This window comes from Nocardia sp. NPDC051832 (assembly GCF_040681285.1).
In the GTDB taxonomy this organism is placed as follows: Bacteria; Actinomycetota; Actinomycetes; order Mycobacteriales; family Mycobacteriaceae; genus Nocardia.
The window spans coordinates 917,312-935,802 of the sequence record NZ_JBFAYL010000003.1 but is presented as its reverse complement, the minus strand read 5'-3'; the positions used below and the strand labels follow the sequence as shown (position 1 = coordinate 935,802).

Annotated in this window: 17 protein-coding genes; 12 read left to right on the top strand and 5 right to left on the bottom strand. The window is 68.3% G+C overall.

Annotated elements, in window-relative coordinates:
• Positions 1 to 2: 2 nt before the first annotated feature.
• Both AB0M14_RS21985 and AB0M14_RS21980 read right to left on the bottom strand, forming a co-directional pair.
• Entirely contained in the window at positions 3 to 542 is a 540-nt protein-coding gene (locus AB0M14_RS21985) for a nuclear transport factor 2 family protein (protein WP_364997743.1), read from the bottom strand.
• A gap of 108 nt (positions 543 to 650) precedes the next feature.
• Positions 651 to 1,541: a DUF4393 domain-containing protein gene (locus tag AB0M14_RS21980; protein WP_364997742.1), complete on the bottom strand. Its 891-nt coding sequence runs from the start codon at positions 1,539 to 1,541 to the stop codon at positions 651 to 653.
• A gap of 303 nt (positions 1,542 to 1,844) precedes the next feature.
• Here AB0M14_RS21980 and AB0M14_RS21975 point away from each other — a divergent pair, with 303 nt between their 5' ends.
• The 7 genes from AB0M14_RS21975 (at position 1,845) to AB0M14_RS21945 (ending at position 10,565) form a co-directional block, all read left to right on the top strand.
• Positions 1,845 to 3,167, top strand: a complete 1,323-nt coding sequence (locus AB0M14_RS21975) for a hypothetical protein (RefSeq protein WP_364997740.1) — start codon at positions 1,845 to 1,847, stop codon at positions 3,165 to 3,167.
• The gene (locus AB0M14_RS21970; RefSeq protein ID WP_364997738.1) at positions 3,164 to 4,042 is read left to right on the top strand and encodes an Abi-alpha family protein; all 879 of its coding nucleotides are present in this window, start codon (positions 3,164 to 3,166) and stop codon (positions 4,040 to 4,042) included. The genes AB0M14_RS21975 and AB0M14_RS21970 overlap by 4 nt, the downstream gene beginning before the upstream one ends.
• 124 nt (positions 4,043 to 4,166) lie before the next feature.
• The gene (locus tag AB0M14_RS21965; protein WP_364997736.1) at positions 4,167 to 5,777 is read left to right on the top strand and encodes a DUF4331 domain-containing protein; all 1,611 of its coding nucleotides are present in this window, start codon (positions 4,167 to 4,169) and stop codon (positions 5,775 to 5,777) included.
• A gap of 89 nt (positions 5,778 to 5,866) precedes the next feature.
• Complete coding sequence (locus AB0M14_RS21960; protein ID WP_364997734.1) at positions 5,867 to 7,183, top strand: tetratricopeptide repeat protein; 1,317 nt, start codon at positions 5,867 to 5,869, stop codon at positions 7,181 to 7,183.
• A gap of 80 nt (positions 7,184 to 7,263) precedes the next feature.
• Positions 7,264 to 8,802, top strand: a complete 1,539-nt coding sequence (locus AB0M14_RS21955; RefSeq protein ID WP_364997733.1) for an HD domain-containing phosphohydrolase — start codon at positions 7,264 to 7,266, stop codon at positions 8,800 to 8,802.
• 51 nt (positions 8,803 to 8,853) lie between these two features.
• Positions 8,854 to 9,468 (top strand): nicotinamide riboside transporter PnuC, encoded by a 615-nt coding sequence (gene pnuC / locus AB0M14_RS21950; RefSeq protein ID WP_364997731.1) that lies wholly within the window; start codon positions 8,854 to 8,856, stop codon positions 9,466 to 9,468.
• A complete protein-coding gene (locus AB0M14_RS21945) occupies positions 9,465 to 10,565 on the top strand; it encodes an AAA family ATPase (RefSeq protein ID WP_364997729.1) in 1,101 nt (366 codons plus the stop codon). The genes pnuC and AB0M14_RS21945 overlap by 4 nt, the downstream gene beginning before the upstream one ends.
• 3 nt (positions 10,566 to 10,568) lie before the next feature.
• On the opposite strand, the gene AB0M14_RS21940 is transcribed toward AB0M14_RS21945, so the two are convergent.
• Positions 10,569 to 12,359, bottom strand: coding sequence for an ABC-F family ATP-binding cassette domain-containing protein (locus tag AB0M14_RS21940; protein ID WP_364997727.1), 1,791 nt, complete (start codon positions 12,357 to 12,359; stop codon positions 10,569 to 10,571).
• 190 nt (positions 12,360 to 12,549) lie between these two features.
• Here AB0M14_RS21940 and AB0M14_RS21935 point away from each other — a divergent pair, with 190 nt between their 5' ends.
• Positions 12,550 to 13,398, top strand: coding sequence for an LLM class flavin-dependent oxidoreductase (locus tag AB0M14_RS21935; RefSeq protein WP_364997725.1), 849 nt, complete (start codon positions 12,550 to 12,552; stop codon positions 13,396 to 13,398).
• Between the two features lie 3 nt (positions 13,399 to 13,401).
• Here the strand turns inward: AB0M14_RS21935 and AB0M14_RS21930 are convergent, their stop codons facing one another.
• Both AB0M14_RS21930 and AB0M14_RS21925 read right to left on the bottom strand, forming a co-directional pair.
• Complete coding sequence (locus AB0M14_RS21930; protein WP_364997723.1) at positions 13,402 to 14,337, bottom strand: 4-(cytidine 5'-diphospho)-2-C-methyl-D-erythritol kinase; 936 nt, start codon at positions 14,335 to 14,337, stop codon at positions 13,402 to 13,404.
• Positions 14,338 to 14,413: 76 nt separating this feature from the next.
• Complete coding sequence (locus AB0M14_RS21925) at positions 14,414 to 15,166, bottom strand: SDR family oxidoreductase (RefSeq protein WP_364997721.1); 753 nt, start codon at positions 15,164 to 15,166, stop codon at positions 14,414 to 14,416.
• A gap of 77 nt (positions 15,167 to 15,243) precedes the next feature.
• On the opposite strand from AB0M14_RS21925, the gene AB0M14_RS21920 reads away from it, so the two are divergent.
• The 4 genes from AB0M14_RS21920 to AB0M14_RS21905 all read left to right on the top strand — a co-directional run bounded on the left by AB0M14_RS21920 (position 15,244) and on the right by AB0M14_RS21905 (position 18,333).
• Positions 15,244 to 15,852, top strand: coding sequence for a TetR/AcrR family transcriptional regulator (locus tag AB0M14_RS21920; RefSeq protein ID WP_364997719.1), 609 nt, complete (start codon positions 15,244 to 15,246; stop codon positions 15,850 to 15,852).
• Between the two features lie 98 nt (positions 15,853 to 15,950).
• Positions 15,951 to 16,154: a copper ion binding protein gene (locus AB0M14_RS21915; protein ID WP_364997717.1), complete on the top strand. Its 204-nt coding sequence runs from the start codon at positions 15,951 to 15,953 to the stop codon at positions 16,152 to 16,154.
• Positions 16,154 to 17,020, top strand: a complete 867-nt coding sequence (locus AB0M14_RS21910) for a hypothetical protein (protein WP_364997715.1) — start codon at positions 16,154 to 16,156, stop codon at positions 17,018 to 17,020. The genes AB0M14_RS21915 and AB0M14_RS21910 overlap by 1 nt, the downstream gene beginning before the upstream one ends.
• A gap of 56 nt (positions 17,021 to 17,076) precedes the next feature.
• Positions 17,077 to 18,333: a cytochrome P450 gene (locus tag AB0M14_RS21905; RefSeq protein WP_364997713.1), complete on the top strand. Its 1,257-nt coding sequence runs from the start codon at positions 17,077 to 17,079 to the stop codon at positions 18,331 to 18,333.
• The last annotated feature ends 158 nt before the right edge of the window (positions 18,334 to 18,491 follow it).

Genomic DNA, 18,491 nt, shown 5'->3' with positions numbered 1-18,491 from the left:
CGCTACGGCGTTGGGCCAGGGTCCTTTTCGACCGAGGCGATGCCGTCCTCGCGGGCGATCAGCCCCCACCGGCTAGAGGTCAGGCGCAGGCTCGGCAGGTCGCTGAGCGAGAGCACGACCTCGTAGGTCCGCTCGTACCCGGTGTGCGCGATCCGCCACCGCCCGTCCTCACAGCGCACGTATTTGTCGCTGTAGAACGCCGCCCCACGCAGCAGCATATTGTGCGCGGGGATCAGCACGGTGTCGGCGAGATACCAAGTGCCCATTGCGGTATCGCCGTCCACATCGATCTCGGGATGGTCGCAGCGATGCTCGGTGATGACATGCGGGCCGAGGGTGTTCCGCATGAAAGCCAGGAAGGCGTCCCGCGATTCGAATTGCAGGTACTCGCTGTAGGTAGCGGTCGCCTCGGGAATCATCGTCTCGGAAAACTCATCCCAGGACTTGGTGTCGAGCGTCCGGAGATACCGGTATTTCAGGCGGCTGATGGCCGAGACATCATCGGTCCCCCGGTTACCTAGGTGCTGCTCGGCCGATCCCATACCTCAACAATCCCATCTGAAGCCGCGATGCTTCAGGAGATTTGTATCATCTAGCTATCAATCTCGGCCGAAGATCGGAAATCTCCGTAATTCCGGCGGACGCGACGATCAGCTGCCGATGCTGAAGCAGGTGCGGCAGAAGTCCTCGCCGAATTCGGTCAGCCGGAGGCTCTTGCGCACGATCTTCGGCGCTCGGCCGGCCTGCTTGAGGGCAGCCTCGACCACCGGCTGCACCTCGAGCACCATGTAGCGGCTCAGCACTACCGGATCGTCCGAGGTCAGGGTCAGGCCGAGCCGGCTGAGATTGATCAGGTAGGAGCGCGACCGGTCCGGGTAGCGCACGCCCGCCTGCTCCGGGACCGAGGTCAGATCGCCGCGAACCAGCTCCGAGCCGATGCCGAGCGGGCGGTTGGTGCGGACGTCCACCGCGGGCTGCGGGCCGTTGAGCGCCATGAAACGCAGGATGCGGGCCTCGTCGGGGGCGAGCTGATCCAGGATGCGGTCGTAGGCGGGGTGCACGTCCTCGGTGAAGTAGACATCCGCGGAACGGGCCAGCAGCGCGTCGCCGCGCCGGCGCAGTTCCTCGGTGCTGGCCGAGCGCACCTGGGAACCCATGGTCAGGGCCGGCTGCTGGCTCGGGCCGTTGTTGTTGTTGCCGGGAGTCGGTACGTAGCTGACGATTTCGCGCACCGAACCCTCGGTGACGCCGAGCGCGCTGCGGGCGATGGAGCGCAGCGCGTTGCCGGTGCGCTCGGCGATATCGGCGGAGGACTCGCCGTCCAGGGCGGCCTGCGCGATCTCCTTGGTCACCTCGAAGGAGGTGTTGACCGCCCAGGTCCCGCCGCGCACGGCGGTACCGGCGGCCAGGCCGGCCGCCCGGAACACGCCGCGGATCAGCCGTGCCTCGTTGCTGATCTGGCGTTGTTCGACATCCGAGCTGCGCTCTACGGAGCGGGAACCGGCTCGGGTGATGTCCTGTCCGGTCCTGTCGTCTGCCACGTCATCTCCGATGTATTGCTGCCCAATGAACGAATCTGCCCACAGATTATTGCCCGCCGACGCCCCGGGTATGCCGAACCGGGAGCCGCGCGGGTCACAACCGATGACCCCGGCACCGGAAATGTGGTCGCGATCATTGTCCCGGGCGCACCCGTCGGATGCGACATTCCGGCCGCCGATTGTGACTGAGGTCTCCGGCTGTCTGGTACGGCGCAGGTGGCTGCCTCAACAATTCGGACACCGTGGTGCTAGTTTGAGGGCCCGATGAAGCGGCGGTCATCGGAGTATCGGCAGGAGGGTGTCGTGTTGGAGAGCGTGTTCGGGGTGCACCCGACGATCCTCCTGGAACTATTGACGATCCCACTGTTCACCGGTGTCATCGGCTACATCACCAACTGGACCGGCATCCTGATGCTGTTCAAGCCGATCGCCTTCCACGGCTTCCACCTGCCCGGCCTGCGCGCGGTATTTCCGTTCCTGCCCAAGCGAATTCAGGTGCTGCCGCTGCTGAGCTACGACGGCCGCATCGGCTGGCAGGGCATCGTGCCCTCGCGGGCGGACAAAATGGCGAGCATCGCCGTGGACAAAGGCCTGGCCAAACTCGGCAGCGTCGCGGATTTCTATCGGGAACTCGAGCCCGACAAACTCGCCGAACATCTGACCAACATCGCCGAGACCCAGATCCAGGACATCGTCGAGGAAATCCTGCGCCGCGAGCATCCGCAGCTCTGGTACAACCTGCCGACCCAGGTGCGCGACATGGTGCACGCCCGGGTGCGCCAGCAACTGCCCGATATTCTGCGCGAACTCACCGAGGAACTCGGCGCGAATATCGATCAGCTGCTCGACGTCAAGCAAATGGTGATCCGCTACTTCCAGGCGCGCCCGCATCTGCTGAATACGTTGTTCCAGGTGCTGGGCGCCAAAGAGTTGCGGTTCATGCAGAACTTCGGTTTCTACTTCGGCGCCCCGATGGGTCTGGTGCTGGTCGCGGTCCTGCATGTGACCGGCTGGTCCTCGCTGGTGGTGCTGCCGATCGGCGGCGTGATCATCGGCTGGGTGGTCAACTACGTGGGCTTGAACATGATCTTCGCGCCGGCCTACCCGAAGTGGTGGTGCCCGTGGCGTCAAGGCCTGCTGATCAAGCGCCAGTCCGAAATCACGGACGGATACGCGGAATTGGTCTCCAGTCAAGTGGTGACCGTCGCCAATATCGGTGACGAGCTGCTCAACGGTCCGCGCTCGGACCGCACCATGCAGATGCTGGAGGACACGCTGCGCCCGGCCGCCGACCGCGCGCTCGGCCCGGCCCGGCCCGCGGTCAAGTTCATGCTCGGCAGCCGCGAATACGATTCGCTGCAGGAGACGCTGACCAACGAGGCCAAGGCCATCGCGCCGATCGCCTTCGCGGACCCGGACTTCAATGTGCGCCAGGGCCGCCAGATCAACGACTACATCGCCAAGCAGATGTCGCAGCTGTCGCCCCCGGACTTCGTGGACATGCTGCGCTCGGCCATCAAGCAGGATGAATGGCTGCTTTTTCTGCATGGCGGTGTGCTGGGCCTGTTCGCCGGATACGCTCATATCCTGATCTTCGGAACGGGAGTGGCGACATCATGGCTATGACGGAATCTGACGCCGGCGACCATCTTTCGGCCGTCGAGCGGTCCACCGACGCGAAGCCGTCGGCGGAGATCGCGCGGCGGCCGGTAACGCCCCTGCCAGTTCCCGAACAACCCGCGCGCACCCGCCCGTCGGCCCGGCAGACGGTCCGGGCCGGTGTCGGCGTTGCGCGCGTTGCCATTACGGCGGCGTCCAAGGTCACCGCATGGGGTGTGGGCACCGCGGCCGATGTCGGCAAGACGGTGGTGCGCGGCAGCATGGCCGGTGCGCCGGCGGCCGAGGTGCTCGCCGAGGCCGAAACCGAATTCAAGGGTGCGGTACGACGTGCGCTGGGCATTCCCGGCGCCGGCGCCGAGGCCGTCGAGGTGCCCGCGCTGCGGGAACAGGGCGCCGCGCTGTTGCGCTTGTCGGCGAGCCCGCAGGCCGAACAGCCCGGCATTCACCCGGCTTTCGCGCGAATGCTCGCCGATCTTACGCCCGACGAAGCGCGCATTCTGCGCTTCCTGCACACCGAGGGCCCGCAGCCCGCGATCGATATCCGGGCGGGCCGCCCGCGCGCGCTCGGCTCGGAACGCCGGGTGTCGGGGCTCAATCTGATCGGTGAGCACGCGGGGCTGCGGTTCCCGAACCGGATCCAGCAGTACCTGCCCAATCTGGCCCGGCTCGGCCTGATCGAGTTCGTCTCGGAACCGGTCGGCAACCCGAATCGCTACCAGCTCCTGGAAGCCCAGCCGACCGCGCGAAATCTGTTGAAGCGCTCCAGTTTCGGGACCAAGGTGTTCTACCGCAGCATCATCCTGACGGACTTCGGCGCGGACTTCATCCAGACCTGCCTGCCGATCGTGGTGGACGGGGATCGGGCCTCCGGCGCCGAGTAGCGAGACCCATCGCGGGCGATCGGATAGGTCGATCGACCGATGCGGCAGGGGCGGCACGGCACGCACCATGGGCTGCACTGGCTCGAAGCCAGCAGCCTTATTGCCTTTCCCCCTAGGAACTCTCATGCCCCGAACACCCCAGCGCGGCCTGCGCCGCGCCGGTATCGCCCTGGCGGCGGCCGGTGTCGCCGTGCTCAGCGGCACCGGCGGTCTCGTCGTGCCGACGGCCGCGGCGTCCAGCCACCGGGAAGCCCCGCTGATCGCCGCCGATCCGGCCGGCGACAACACCGACGTGTATGCCTTCGTCAGCCCGGACCAGCCCGACACCGTCACCATCGTCGCCAACTGGTTCGGTTTGCAGGAGCCCAACGGCGGCCCGAACTTCTACCCGTGGGCCACCGACGCCAACCACGACATCAATATCGACAACGATGGCAACGGCAAGCCGGATATCAGTTATCGCGTCACCTTCACCACCGACGACCGGCGCGGCAACAAGACCTTCCTCTACAACAACGGCCCGGTCACCGGACTGAACGACGAAAACCTGCTCTACCGGCAGAATTACACGCTCTCGGTGAGTCATGGCGCGAACGACTGGCGGCCGATCTCCACCGGGGTGTCGGCGCCCTCCTACACCGGTCCGGCCTCGATGCCCGATTACGGTGTCCTGCGGTCGGAGGCGACCAAGACCCTGCCCGGCGGCGGCACGGTGTACGTGGGCGCCGCGGAGGATCCGTTCTTCCTGGACCTGCGGGTGTTCGACCTGCTCTACGGCGGCGACCTGTCCGAGGTGGGCACCGACACGCTGGCCGGGACCAATGTGAACACCATCGTGCTGCGGGTGCCGATGAAGGATCTGGCGCTCAAGGGCGATGCGAAGCGCAATCCGGTGATCGGCGTGTGGAGTGATACCGAGCGGCGCACGCTGCAGTTGGCGCCCGGAACCGCCACGCCCATGGGCGATTTCGTGCAGGTCTCGCGGCTGGGCAACCCGCTGGTGAACGAGGTGGTGGTACCGAATGGTTTGAAGGACGCGTTCAACAGCCTCTCCCCCAGCGCCGACGCCGGCATTCCCGCCGTGGTGCAACGGGTTACCGATCCGGAGCTGGCCCGGCTGCTCGAAGCCCTCTACAAAGTGCCCGCGCCCGCCACGCCGCGCAACGACCTGGTCGAGATCTTCCTGACCGGCATCGCGAAGAACGCTCCGACGCTGGACAACACCCCGGCGCCGATCCAGGCGGATCTGAATTCGCAGATCCTCAACGCCGACGCCGATCCCAAGGCGTTCCGGCCCTCGGAGATGTTGCGGCTCAACATGTCCGTGCCGTTGACGGCGCAGCCGAACCGGCTCGGCGTGCTCGCCGGTGACCTGCAAGGGTTCCCGAACGGGCGGCGGCTGGCCGACGACGTGGTCGATATCGAGTTGCAGGCCATCGTCGGCGCGGCGCAGACCGGCAAGCTGGTCGACGCGCTGGCCACCGGCGACCAGGTCGATGTCAACGATGTCGCGTTCTCCGACACCTTCCCGTACGTCGCCCTGCCGGCGCCGGCCCGGAAGACGTCCGCCTCGGCAGTGCCCGGGATCGCACCCGCGGCGGCGCAGTCCCAGGACACCGGCATGTCCTGGATGCCGCTGGCCGCAGGAGGGGCTGCGGCCGGCGCACTGCTCGTCGCCGGTGGTGGCGGCTGGTTGCTGATGCGACGGCGGCGCGCCGGCGATCCGCCGGCCTGACCACCGACTCCGGGCGGCGGGAACAACGCGGTTCCCGCCGCCCGGTACCCCGACTTCCCTTTCATCCCAGCTTTATTCGAGGACTCGTCATGTCCGGAATGCTTTCCCGCCGACTTCGCAGACCCCCGCTGCTGCTGCTCCTCGCGATCGCCCTGATCGCCTCGATCGCGGTGGTGACCGTGGCCGATTCCAGCCGTTCCCGCACCGGGCCGGTCGCCATCGCCACCATCGAGGAGCCACTCGCGGCCGACATCGAACGGCAGCGCGAACGCCTGAACCGCCTGCCCGGCAACGCGACCGGCTGGGCGAACCTCGGCGCCGCCTATGTCGAACTGGCGCGCGTCACCGGTGATCCGGAGCACTTCGGCCGCGCCCAGCAGGCGCTGGATCGTTCGATCGAGTTGCGGCCCGACGACAACGCCGAAGCGCTGATCGGGCTCGGGGTGCTCGCCAACGCGCTGCACGAATTCAGCGCGGCCCGCGGTTACGCCGAGCAGGCCCTGGCGCTGCGGCCGGACAACGCCGACACCTACGGCGTCCTGGCCGACGCGCTCACCCAGCTCGGCGACGCCGCGGCCGCCACCGCGGCGGTCCAGCGCATGCTCGACCTGCGACCCGGCGTCGCGTCCTTCACCCGCGCCGCCTACGACCTGGAACTGCACGGCCGGGTCGACGAGGCGCGCGACGCGCTGAGCATGGCCCTCGCCGCGGCGCACACCACCGAGCAGATCGCCTTCTGCCGCTATCACCTCGGTGCGCTCGCCTTCGATGCCGGGCAATTGGACGTGGCCGAAAGTCATTACCAGGCCGGATTATTGGCCGCCCCGGAGCACCTCGCGTTGCGGCAGGGCATGGCCCAGCTCTACGCCGCCCGCAGCGACATCGATACCGCGGTCGCGCAGTACCGCGCCCTGACCGACCGGGCCCCGCTGCCCGGGTATCTGATCGAGTTCGGTGAGCTGCTGCAGGCGGCGGGCCGATTCGACGAGGCCGCCGCCGAGTACCAGGCGGTCGCCGACCAGATCAGGGAACTCGAGGCACAGGGCGCCACCGAGAATGTCGACGCGGCGCTGCTCGCCGCCGACCACGGGGATCCGGCTGAGGCGGTACGGATGGCGCAGCTCGAATTCGGGCGCAGGCAGAGCGTGATCACCGCGGACGTGCTGGCCTGGTCGCTGCACAAGGCCGGCCGCGATACCGAGGCGCTGATCTACGCCGACCGAGCCGGGGCTCTGGGCTGGCGCAACGCGACGCTCGGTTACCACCGCGGGATGATCCTCGCGGCGCTGGGGCGGACCGAGGAGGCGGCTGCCGCACTCGCGGACGCACTGCGGATCAATCCCTATTTCTCGCCGCTGCACGCGCCGATCGCCCAGCGCACGCTGGACATGCTGGGCGCTCGCTGAACGGCTTGTCGTTCCGGCAGATATAGGAGTCTGAATTTTATTGCGATTCAAGATGATCGGGACCGCGATACGGTTGGAGGGTGACTGGTCCAGCACCCTCCATCCGGGTCACCGAGGTCCTGGCCGCGCTCTCGCTCACCACCGACCTGGCGACCGGGGCCCCGTTCGAAAAAGGCCTGGCCACCTGCCTGGTGGCGACCACCCTGGCGGAACGGATCGGCCTGGATCAGGCCGACCGCCGCACCGTCTTCCACGCGGCGCTGCTCGGCGCGATCGGCTGCACCAGCCGGGCTTCGGAGAACGCCGCCGCCTTCGCCGACGACATCGCCTTCCAACAGGCCTATCACGTCCTGGATCCGGGCGACTCGTCGGTTTTCGCCGCGCAGCTGGAGCAGTTCGGTTCGTGGGCGCCGGACATTCAGCCGCAGGTCCGGGACCGCTACGTCTCCTCCCCGCCCGCCAACACCGCCGCGGCGGTCCGCTCGGTCTGTGAGGTCAGCCGGGCGCTCGGCCCGCGGCTCGGCTTGCCCGATGCGGCGGTGCTCGCGCTGACCGAGGTGAAGGAGCGCTGGGACGGTCGCGGCGCGCCGGAACACCTGCGCGGCGACCAGATCTCGCTCACCGGCCGGATCGTGCACCTCGCCGAACAGGCGGTACTCGCGGCGGCGGGCCAGGGTCGTCGCGGTGCGGAAGCCGAGCTACGCCGCCGCGCGGGCGGGCATCTAGACCCTGAACTCGTAGACGCTTTCGCCGCCGACGCGCTGTGGGACTGTCTCGACGTCCCGGACGCGCTGACCGCCGTGATGCACGCCGAACCTGGTGTGCCGGTGTACATCCGGCCCGCCGAACGCCTGCAACTGTGCCTCGCGCTGGCGATCGTGGTCGACCTGAAAGGCCGCTGGCTGCTGGGCCATTCGGGCCACGTCGCGGACCTTGCCCGCGGCGCGGCCGAACTCGCCGGTTCGTCCGCCGCCGAACTCGACACGCTGCGCGCCGCCGCGCTCTTGCACGACATCGGCCGCGCCGCCGTCTCCACCGCCATTTGGGACCGGCCCGGTCCGCTCAGCCTCGGCGACTGGGAACGCGTTCGCCTGCACACCTATTGGACCGACCGCGTCCTGCGCCGCTGCCCCGGGCTCACCGACCTCGCCGATCTCGCCGCCGGCCACCACGAACGTCTCGACGGCACCGGCTACCACCGTGGCGTCCGCAGCCACGACCTTGCCCGTCCCGCCCGAATCCTCGGCGCCGCGGATGTTTTCGCCGCGCTCACCGAGGCGCGCCCGCACCGCCCGGCCTTCTCCGGCGACGACGCCGCCAAACTACTGATGGCTGAAGCGGCCTCCGGCGCCCTGGACACCGCCGCCTGCGCCGCCGTCATCGAAGCCGCGGGCCTGCGCAAACCCCGCACCGAACTCCCCTGCGGCCTGACCGAACGCGAAGTAGACGTCCTCCGTCTCGCCGCCCGCGGCCTCTCCAACCGTCAGATCGCCGCCGAACTCGTCGTCTCCGAACGCACAGTCGGCCACCACCTCGCCCACATCTACGACAAAACCGGCCGCCGAACCCGCGCGGGCGCAGCGGTATTCGCTATGGAACACGGTCTGCTCCCGGATTGACGGACCAAGGGCCCAAACTTATAGTCAATTCGACTATAATGGGAGGGCATCGTGGGTTGGGCTACCAGTTGGACCGAGATACTCGGGTTCGCGACGGGTGCGGTGTGTGTTTGGCTGGTCGGGCGGCAGCACATCGCCAACTGGCCGGTCGGGATCGCCAACAATGTGTTCTTCATCGTGTTGTTCACGCAGGCCGGGCTTTACGCGGACGCCGGGTTGCAGGTCGTGTTCATCGCGCTTGCGGGGTATGGGTGGTGGATGTGGACGCACGGGGGTGGGCCCGGGTCCGCGGAGGTGCTGGCGGTGCGCCGGACCACGAGTACGGAGTGGGTGGCGCTCGTAGCTGCCGGGGCGACAGGGGTATTCGCGCTGACGATGCTGCTCAGTAGTGCCACCGATTCCAGCGTCCCGTTCTGGGATGCGCTGACCACCGGACTTTCGCTGATGGCTACCTATGGGCAGTGCCGGAAGCTGCTGGAGTCGTGGTGGTTGTGGATCGCGGCGGATCTCGTCTACATCCCGTTGTACATCCACAAGGATCTCTATCTGACGGCGCTGTTGTACACCGGGTTCCTCGTGCTGTGCGTGGTCGGACTGCTGCGGTGGCGGCGGTCGATCGCGGGCAGTGCGACGGGCAGCCGTGAATCGCTGGGAGCGGCAGCATGACCCGATTCGAACACGGGCTGGTGCTCGGTAAGTTCTATCCGCCCCATGCCGGGCACCATCATCTGGTGCGCAGCGCGACCGCCCGGTGCGAGCGGCTCACCGTCCTGGTGTGCGCGTCGGCCGTGGAATCGATTTCGCTGGCCGATCGGGTCGCGTGGATGCGCGAGGCGCACCCGGACACCGAGGTCGTCGGCGCGGTCGACGACGTGCACGTCGACCTGGACGATCCGGCGATCTGGGACGCGCACATGGCGATATTTCGTGCGGCCGTGCCTGATCCGATCGATGCGGTGTTCACCTCGGAGGGGTACGGCGCGGAGCTGGCCCGGCGGTTCGACGCCGAGGAGATCTGCGTCGACCTGGCGCGGAGACGATTTCCGGTGTCGGGCACCGCGGTGCGAGCGGACCCGGTGGGCTGCTGGGAATTCCTCGGCCCGGCGGTACGCGCCGCCCTGACCCGGCGGGTCGTGGTGCTCGGCGCTGAATCCACTGGGACGACCACACTGTCGACGCAGCTGGCTGCCCACTACCGGCGGCGTGGCGGGATCTGGGCCGAGACCGGCTGGGTCGAGGAGTACGGGCGCAGGTACAGCGCGGAGAAGCTGGCCGCCGCGCAACGGGAAAACCCAGCCGCCACCTGGGCAGACATATCCTTCAGCACCGAGGAGTTCCCGGTGATCGCCCGCCGCCAGGATGCGATGGAAGACAGCGCCGCCCGGCGCGGGTCACCCGTATTGATCTGCGACACCGACTCTTTCGCGACCGGCATCTGGCACGAGCGCTACCTCGGCGCACGCAACGCGGAGGTCGAGCGGATCGCCGCCGGCACACCTCGGGATCTGTACCTGCTGACCGACGACGCGGACGTCCCCTTCGAAGACGACGGCCTCCGCGACGGCGAGCACCTCAGGCCGTGGATGACCGGCCGCTTCCGCGAGGAACTGGCACGCACCGGCAAGCGGTTCCGCATCATGCGCGGCGACCGGGCGACCCGGCTGAACGCGGCTGTGGCCGCGGTCGACGAACTGCTCGCCGAGGGCTGGCAGTTCGCGGATCCGCTGCCCGAGATCGTCCGGACCGCTACCGGATCGGCGTAACGCTCACTCGGCGTCCTCGGCCAGCTCCATCCAGCGTTCCTCGGCCGCTTCCTTGTCGACGCGGACCTGCTTGAGTTCGGCGCCCAGCGACATCAGCTTGTCCGCGTCGGTGGCAGCGTCGGCCAGCGCGGCGTGCAATTTCGCTTCGCGTTCGTCGAGTTTGCCGATCAGGCGCTCCAGCTTGCCGAGCTCCTTGCGGGCAGCGCGGTACGCGGCCGAATCCGTCACCGGTGCCGACGATTCCGCGGCGGGGCGGGCCATGACGGGTGCGTTCTGCGCGGCGCGCTTCTTCAGGTATTCGTCGATGCCGCCGGGCAGGTTGGTGAGCTTGCCGTCACCGAACAGGGCCCAGGTGGAGTCCGCGATGCGTTCGATCAGGTACCGGTCGTGCGAGATCACGACCAGGGTGCCCGCCCAGTTGTCGAGCAGGTCCTCGAGCTGTTGCAGCGTATCGATGTCGAGATCGTTGGTGGGCTCGTCGAGCAGCAGCACGTTCGGCTCGGCCATCAGAATGCGGGTCAGCTGCAAGCGGCGGCGTTCACCACCGGAGAGATCACCGACCGGCGTGCGCTGCCGGGCGGGCGTGAAACCGAGCCGCTCGGCCAGCTGACCGGCGGAGATCTCCTTGTCGCCCAGCATGATGCGCTGCGCCACCTGCTGCACGGCCTCCAGCACCCGCATATCCGTGGGCAAGTCGTCGAGTTCCTGTCGCAGCCAGCCGATCTGGACCGTCTGACCTTGAATCCGCTTACCGGTGGCCGGTTCCGCGCCGCCCGCGAGCGCGCGCAGCAGCGTGGTCTTCCCGGAGCCGTTGACGCCGACCAGGCCGACGCGTTCACCCGGCGCGAGCCGCCAGGTCAAGTCCTGCACCAGTTCCCGGCCGTCCGGGGTGGTCAGCGTGACGCCCTCCAGCTCGATGACCACGCGGCCCAGGCGTTTGCGGGCGAAGGCGGCCAGTGAGACGCTGTCGCGCGGCGGCGGCACGTCGGCGATCAGCGCTTCGGCGGCTTCGACCCGGTAGCGCGGCTTCGAGGTGCGCGCCTTCGCGCCGCGCCGCAACCAGGCCAGTTCCTTGCGGGCCAGGTTCTGCCGGCGGGCTTCGGAAGCGTCGGCCTGCCTTGCCCTTTCCGCGCGGGCGAAGATCCAGTCGCCGTAGCCGCCCTCGTAGCTCTCCACCTTGCCGCCGACGACCTCCCAGGTGTTGGTGGCGACGGTGTCGAGGAACCAGCGATCGTGGGTGACGACGACGAGCGCGCTGCGGCGGTTCAGCAGATGCTGCGCCAGCCACTGCACGCCTTCGACGTCGAGGTGGTTGGTGGGCTCGTCGAGGACGAGCAGATCCAGGTCACGCACCAGCGCGGCGGCCAGCGCGACGCGGCGGCGCTCGCCGCCGGACAGGTTGTCGACGGAGGCGTCCATGCCCAGGCCCTCGATGCCGATGCCCTCGATCACGGTGCGGATCCGCGGGTTCGAGGCCCATTCGTGCTCGGCCACGCCGTCGGTCATCTGATCATCGGCCAAACCCGCCAGCACCACCGACCCGACGGTCGACCCCGGCGGCAGCACGCCGCGCTGGGTGACCACGGCGATCCGCAGCCCACCGACCCGGCTCACCCTGCCGCTGTCCGGGGCCTCGAGACCGGTGAGCACCTCGAGCAGGGTCGTCTTGCCGCCGCCGTTGAGGCCGACGACGCCGATCCGTTCGCCCGCGTGCACACCGAGCGAGACGTTGTCCAAGAGCGGCTTGATGCCGAAGCTCTTGGAGACCTGCTCCAGGTTGATCAGGTTGGACATGAAGCTCGGTCCGCCTCTCCGCGTATTCAGGCCAGTCGTCGCCAGTCGCCCGGCGCGGGAAGGACCAGCCTACAAAGGTTGCGGAACGAACATTGTTCGCTTAGCCTCACTCTCAACGAACGCCGTTCGTTACGGACAGCGTTCGAACGCCTTGAAGCATCCGCGAACTCGCTCCACCTGGAGGTTTTCTATGCAGTACGGCCTCGGCCTGCCCATCTCCGACCCCGGCCTGCTGGTCGACTGGGCCCGTCGCGCCGAAGCGGCCGGGTTCAGCACCCTCGGCCTGCTCGACCGGCTGGTCTACGACAACCCCGAGCCGATGGTCGCGCTCAGCGTGCTCGCGGGCGCGACTTCCCGCATCAAACTGCAGACCGAGGTCCTGATCGGCCCGCTACGCGAAACGGCCTTGCTGGCCAAGCAGGCCGCCACGCTGGACCGCATGTCCGGCGGGCGCTTCGTGCTCGGTCTCGGCGTCGGCGGACGGGCCGACGACCACATCGCCGCGGGCACCGACCTGCGCACCCGCGGCCGGCGCATGGATGATCAGCTCGACACCATGCGCCGTCTGTGGTCCGGCGCGGCGCACAGCGGCGACTGCGGCCCGATCGGCCCCGCGCCCCTGCGTTCCGAAGGCCCCGAACTCCTCTTCGGCGGTTTCCGGCCCGCCGCCCTGGATCGCGTCGGCCGCTGGGGCGGTGGGTTCCTCGCCGCCGCCGCACCCTCCTGGGCCGGGGACCTGTTCGACACCGTCCGCCGTTCCTGGAAGGACCACGGCCGCGCCGGCGCGCCCCGCATCGTGGCCCAGCTCAACGTCGCCCTGGGCTCCCCCGCCCTGGTCGAGGAAGCCCGCGCCGCGATGGGCGCCTATTACGAATTCAGCGGCCGCGCCGACTACATGGTCGCCGGCATGCGCACCACACCCGGCGAAATCCGCACGGCCAGTGCCCAATTCGAAGAACTCGGCGCGGACGAGATCATCTTCTACTGCTACGGCAGCGACCCCAGCCAGATCGACCGCCTGGCCGAGGTAATCGCCTGAGATTCAGTGCTTGACCTGGGCATCCGGCGGCAAGATCCGGGCACCGGGCACCGGGCCGCTCGCGGTCCGCACACTGCGCGCGACCCCGGCGCCGGCCAGCTCCGCCGCCACCGAGACCGCCGCCTCCTCGCTTTCACACAGGAACGCACAGGTCGGCCCCGACCCGGAAACCAGCCCGGCCAACGCCCCCGCGGCAACCCCCGCCCGCAACGTCCGCCGCAACTCCGGCTTCAGCGAGACCGCCGCGGCTTGCAGGTCATTACCCAGCAGCGGCGCAAGCTGTTTCGCGTCGCCGGAAGCCAGCGCCTGCATCAACTGCTCGGGCGGCCCCAGGCGCGGCGGGTCTCCGATCTCCCGCAACCGGTCCAGTTCCGCGAACACCGACGGCGTCGACAACCCGCCCTTCGCGAACGCCAGCACCCAGTGAAAGGTGTTGCGCGACAGCACCGGAAGTAATCGTTCCCCGCGCCCGGTGCCGAGCGCCGTCCCGCCGTGTAGCGAGAACGGAACGTCGCTACCCAATTCCGCCGCCATCGCCAGCAATTCGTCGCGGGGCAATCCCAGATCCCAGAGTTCGTTCAACCCGACCAACGCGGCGGCGCCGTCGGCGCTGCCGCCGGCCATCCCGCCCGCCACCGGAATGCCCTTGGCGATAGCGATTTCCACCAGTGGCACCCGGCCGGCCAGGTGCGCCAGCCGGACCGCCGCCTTCCACACCAGATTGGTGCGGTCGGTCGGCACGTCGGCCGCGCCCTCGCCGGTCACCTTGACGGTGAGCGTGGCGGCGGGCGAGATGTGCAGGTCATCGCTGAGTGAGAGCGCCTGGAACACCGTGGTCAGGTCGTGGTACCCGTCCGCGCGCAGGTCGCCGACTCCGAGGTGCAGGTTCACCTTCGACGGCGCGCGCACGGTGACGGGGCTGGGCACTACTGACAACACGGTGCCCAACTCTAATGGGTAGTCCCGACGCCGGGCGGCCCCGAGACGAGGCATTCACCTCATAGGTGTGATTCGGTTACAGCAGGACGCCGCCGGTGGCATCGATCCACTGTCCCGTAACCCACCGTGCATCCTCGGAGGCCAGGAAGCCGACGATGTCGGCGACATCGTCGGGTTGCCCGATCCGATTGAGCGGCGACCAGCCCGACACCTCCGCCTCGGTGTCCGGATTGCGCAGCCAGCCCGCGTTCATATCGGTATCGATCACGCCGGGCGCGACCGCGTTCACGGTGATGCCGCGCGCGCCGACATCCTTGGCCAGAATCTGGGTGAACGAGTCGATCGCGCCCTTGGTCATGGTGTAGGCGATGAGCTGCGGCATCCGCGCGCCCTGGGTCAGGCCGGTGGAGATGTTGACGATGCGGCCGCCGTCGCGCAGCCGGTCCAAGCCGAGCTTGGTGACGAAGAACGGCGCCTTGGTGTTGACCGCGAAGACCCGGTCGAAGTCGGCTTCCTCGGTGCCGCTCAGCGGCTCCCGCACGCCGTCGATGCCGGCGTTGTTCACCAAGATGTCCAGGCCGTCGGCGTGCGCGTCGAACGCGGTCCACAGCGCGGCGGCGTCGCCGGGGACGCCGAGTTCGGCGCGAATGGCGAAGGCGGATCCGCCCGCTTTTTCGATCGCGGCGACGGTTTCCTTGGCCGCTTCCTCATTACCGTTGTAGTGCACGGCAACCCGCGCTCCGTCGCGCCCCAGCCGTTCCGCGATGCCGCGCCCGATGCCGCGGCTGCCGCCGGTGACCAGAGCCGTCTTACCTGTCAGTGCACCCATGGCGCGTTCCTTTCTCTAACGATCACTACAGAAAGGACGTTAGCACATTATCTAGTGAGCGCTATAAAATGTTTGACATGGCCACACCGACCCGCGGACGACCCCGCTCCTTCGATCGGGACGAAGCGCTGGACAAGGCCGTCCGACTGTTCTGGACCCGCGGTTACGAAGCCACCTCGATCGGCGACCTGACCGCCGCGCTCGGCATCGGCGCGCCCAGCCTCTACGCCGCCTTCGGCGACAAGGCCAAGCTCTTCGCCGAAGTGGTGCAGACCTTCGCCACCCGCTACGGCGGTTTCATCCCGCGAGCCTTGGAGGAAGAGCCGACCGCGACCGCGGCGGTGCGCCGCATGCTGCGCGAAGCCGCCGTGGAATACACCCGGCCGGAATGCCCGCACGGCTGCCTGGTGATGAGCGCGGGTCTGAACACCACCAGCGCCGAGGTCGCAGATATGCTGCGCGGCCTGCGCAATCACAACATCGAGGTGTTCACCGGCCACATCCAGGCCGATATCGACGCCGGCCTGCTACCCGCCGACGCCGACGCCAGGTCGCTGGCGCGCTACGTCGGCACTGTCCTGCAAGGCATGTCGCAGGCGTCGCGGGACGGGGCGACCGCGGCCGAGCTGACGACGGTCGCCGAAATGGCCTTGGCGAGCTGGCCGTCCTGGCCGGCGTCGCACTGAGCGCCCGCTTGCGTTAGATACCCCCCATGGGTATGTTGGGACTTGGTCGGGGGCTATCCCTGGACCGTACGATCGAGGACGAGCGAAGGAGTCGGACGATGGCTACCACCACCTACACCGTCAAAGGCATGACCTGCGAACACTGCGTCGGCGCGGTGAAGTCGGAGATCGGCAAGATCGATGGCGTGACCAGCGTCGACGTCGATCTGGCCAGCGGCGCCGTGCGGGTCGGCAGCAGCGCGCCGGTGGCCGATGCCGATATCGCCGCCGCGGTCGACGAGGCGGGTTACGAGGTCGCCTGATGCGGGACCGGCTGAAGCTGGCCGCGGTCGGCGGCGCGCTCGTCGCGCTGTTCGGCGTCGCGCTCGGGATCGGCGCCCTGGTGGGCGACCCGGGCGGCGACGCCGTGGACGCGGAGCAGCAGAGTGCGACCGGGCTCAGCGACACCGAGTCCGGTTACACCCTGACCGAGCTGACCGCCCCGGCCGAGCCGAATCAGCCTGGGACACTGCGCTTCCGGATCACCGGGCCGGACGGCGCCCCGGTCACCCGATTCCGCACCCAGCACGAGAAGCAGCTGCATCTCATCGTGGTGCGCTCCGACCGCACCCAGTACCGGCACGCGCATCCGGTCATGGACGCCGCAGGCGGCTGGTCGATCGACTGGACCTGGGCCGAGCCGGGCAGCTACCGGGTCTTCGCCGACTTCGTCCCGGAGGCCACCGGGCGCGATCTCGTTCTCGGCAAGTCCGTCGATGTCACCGGAGACGTTGCGCTGCAACCGCTTCCACCGCCGTCCCGAATCACCACGGTGGACGGCTATCAGGTGACGCTGAACGGTGAACAGAGCACCGCGGGCAGCGAACTGCGCTTCACCATCACCCGCGACGGACGGCCCATCACCGATCTTCAGCCCTATCTGGGCGCCTACGCGCACTTGGTCGCCTTGCGCGCCAACGATCTCGCCTACCTGCACACCCATCCCCAAGGCGAGATCGGGAAGACTCCCCCCGGGCCCGAGGTCGTCTTTCACACCACCGCCCCGAGCGCCGGCGACTACCGCCTCTATCTGGACTTCGCCCACGGCGATTCCGTGCACACCGCCGAATTCACCGCCACGGCAACCGATTCCACCGCGCCCGGCAACCACTCGGGGCACCACAACTGAGCTCGAATCTCCGGGAATCCCACGCACGCAGTGCGGTTCGAGTGCAGACTGAGCTGTTGCGCAGTGCACTGGGGGAATCCATGACGCATCGTTTCGATTTGAACAGTCCGGCGAACATCGCCGACCCGTATCCGAGCTATGCCCGGTTGCGTGCGGAGGCGCCGGTGTACCACTCCGCCGAGCCGGAGCTGTGGATCGTCAGTCGCTACGCGGATGTGCGCACGGTGCTGCGCGACCCGGAACGGTTCTCCTCCGAGGTCGGCGGACTCGAATCCGATCCCTTCAACCCGGGCCTGGATCTGCCGAAGTGGTTGACGGGCATCCTGTCTCGGATCTCGGCGGTGCGGGTACTGCTCACCAGTGATCCCCCGGACCACACCATCCTGCGGCGCAAGGTCGGCCGTGCGTTCACCCCGCGCCGGATGGCGGCCTGGGAACCGCGGATCCGGGCGATCACCGCGCGACTGGTGGACGACATGCTGGCTGTCGACCGCTCCGCCGACCTGGTGCGCGACCTGGCCTCGCCGTTACCGACCACGGTGATCGCCGAACTGCTCGGCGTGCCGACCGAACGCAACGACGACTTCAAACGCTGGTCCGACGATCTGATCAACGGGCTGCTCACCGGCGGACCGCGAATCCCCATGTTCCGCAGCGCGATCGCGATCTCCTGGTTCTTCCTGCGCACCATCCGCCACCGCCGCCGTGACCCCGGCGACGACCTGATCAGCCTCCTGATCACCGGCGACGGCGACGAAGCCCTCACCCAGTGGGAACTGGTCACCTTCTGCATCCTGCTGCTCGCCGCCGGCAACGAAACCACCACCAACCTCATCGCCAACGCCATGCTCGCCGTCTTCGACCGGCCCGCGCTGCGGCAGCAACTGTGTGCGAATCCCGAATTGGCGGCGGCGGTCATCGCCGAAGCGTTGCGTTTCGACGGTCCTGGTCAAGGCCTGATGCGAGTGACGCGAACCGAAGTGACGCTGAGCGACACCGTGATTCCCGCGGGCGCGTACGTCATCCCGCTGCTCGGTTCGGCCAACCGCGACCCGGAGCACTGGCCCGACCCCGACGAATTCCTGCTGAACCGTCCGAACATCAACGAGCACTTGGCGTTCGGCTCCGGCATCCACTACTGCATCGGCAATGCCCTGGCCCGCATCGAAGCCACCGCGGCCCTCGAGGAAATCGCCCGCCGTCTCCCGGACATCGCACCGTCCGCCCCGCCGACCCGCATCGCCAGCCCAGTCCTCCGCGGTCTCCGCACCCAGCCGATCACGTTCACCCGCAACAAGATTCCCGCCCAGTAAATCCACCTCAACCCGGCCGCGCCATAGCCCACTCACGCACAGCATGACCACCCAACCATGCTCAACCACAACATGGTTGCGCTCAACAGCCGACCTTCCGGAGCGCTTTCACCGGGTCAGACGACTCCGAGGTGAGGCTGCGCCTGGTCGAAGTGCGC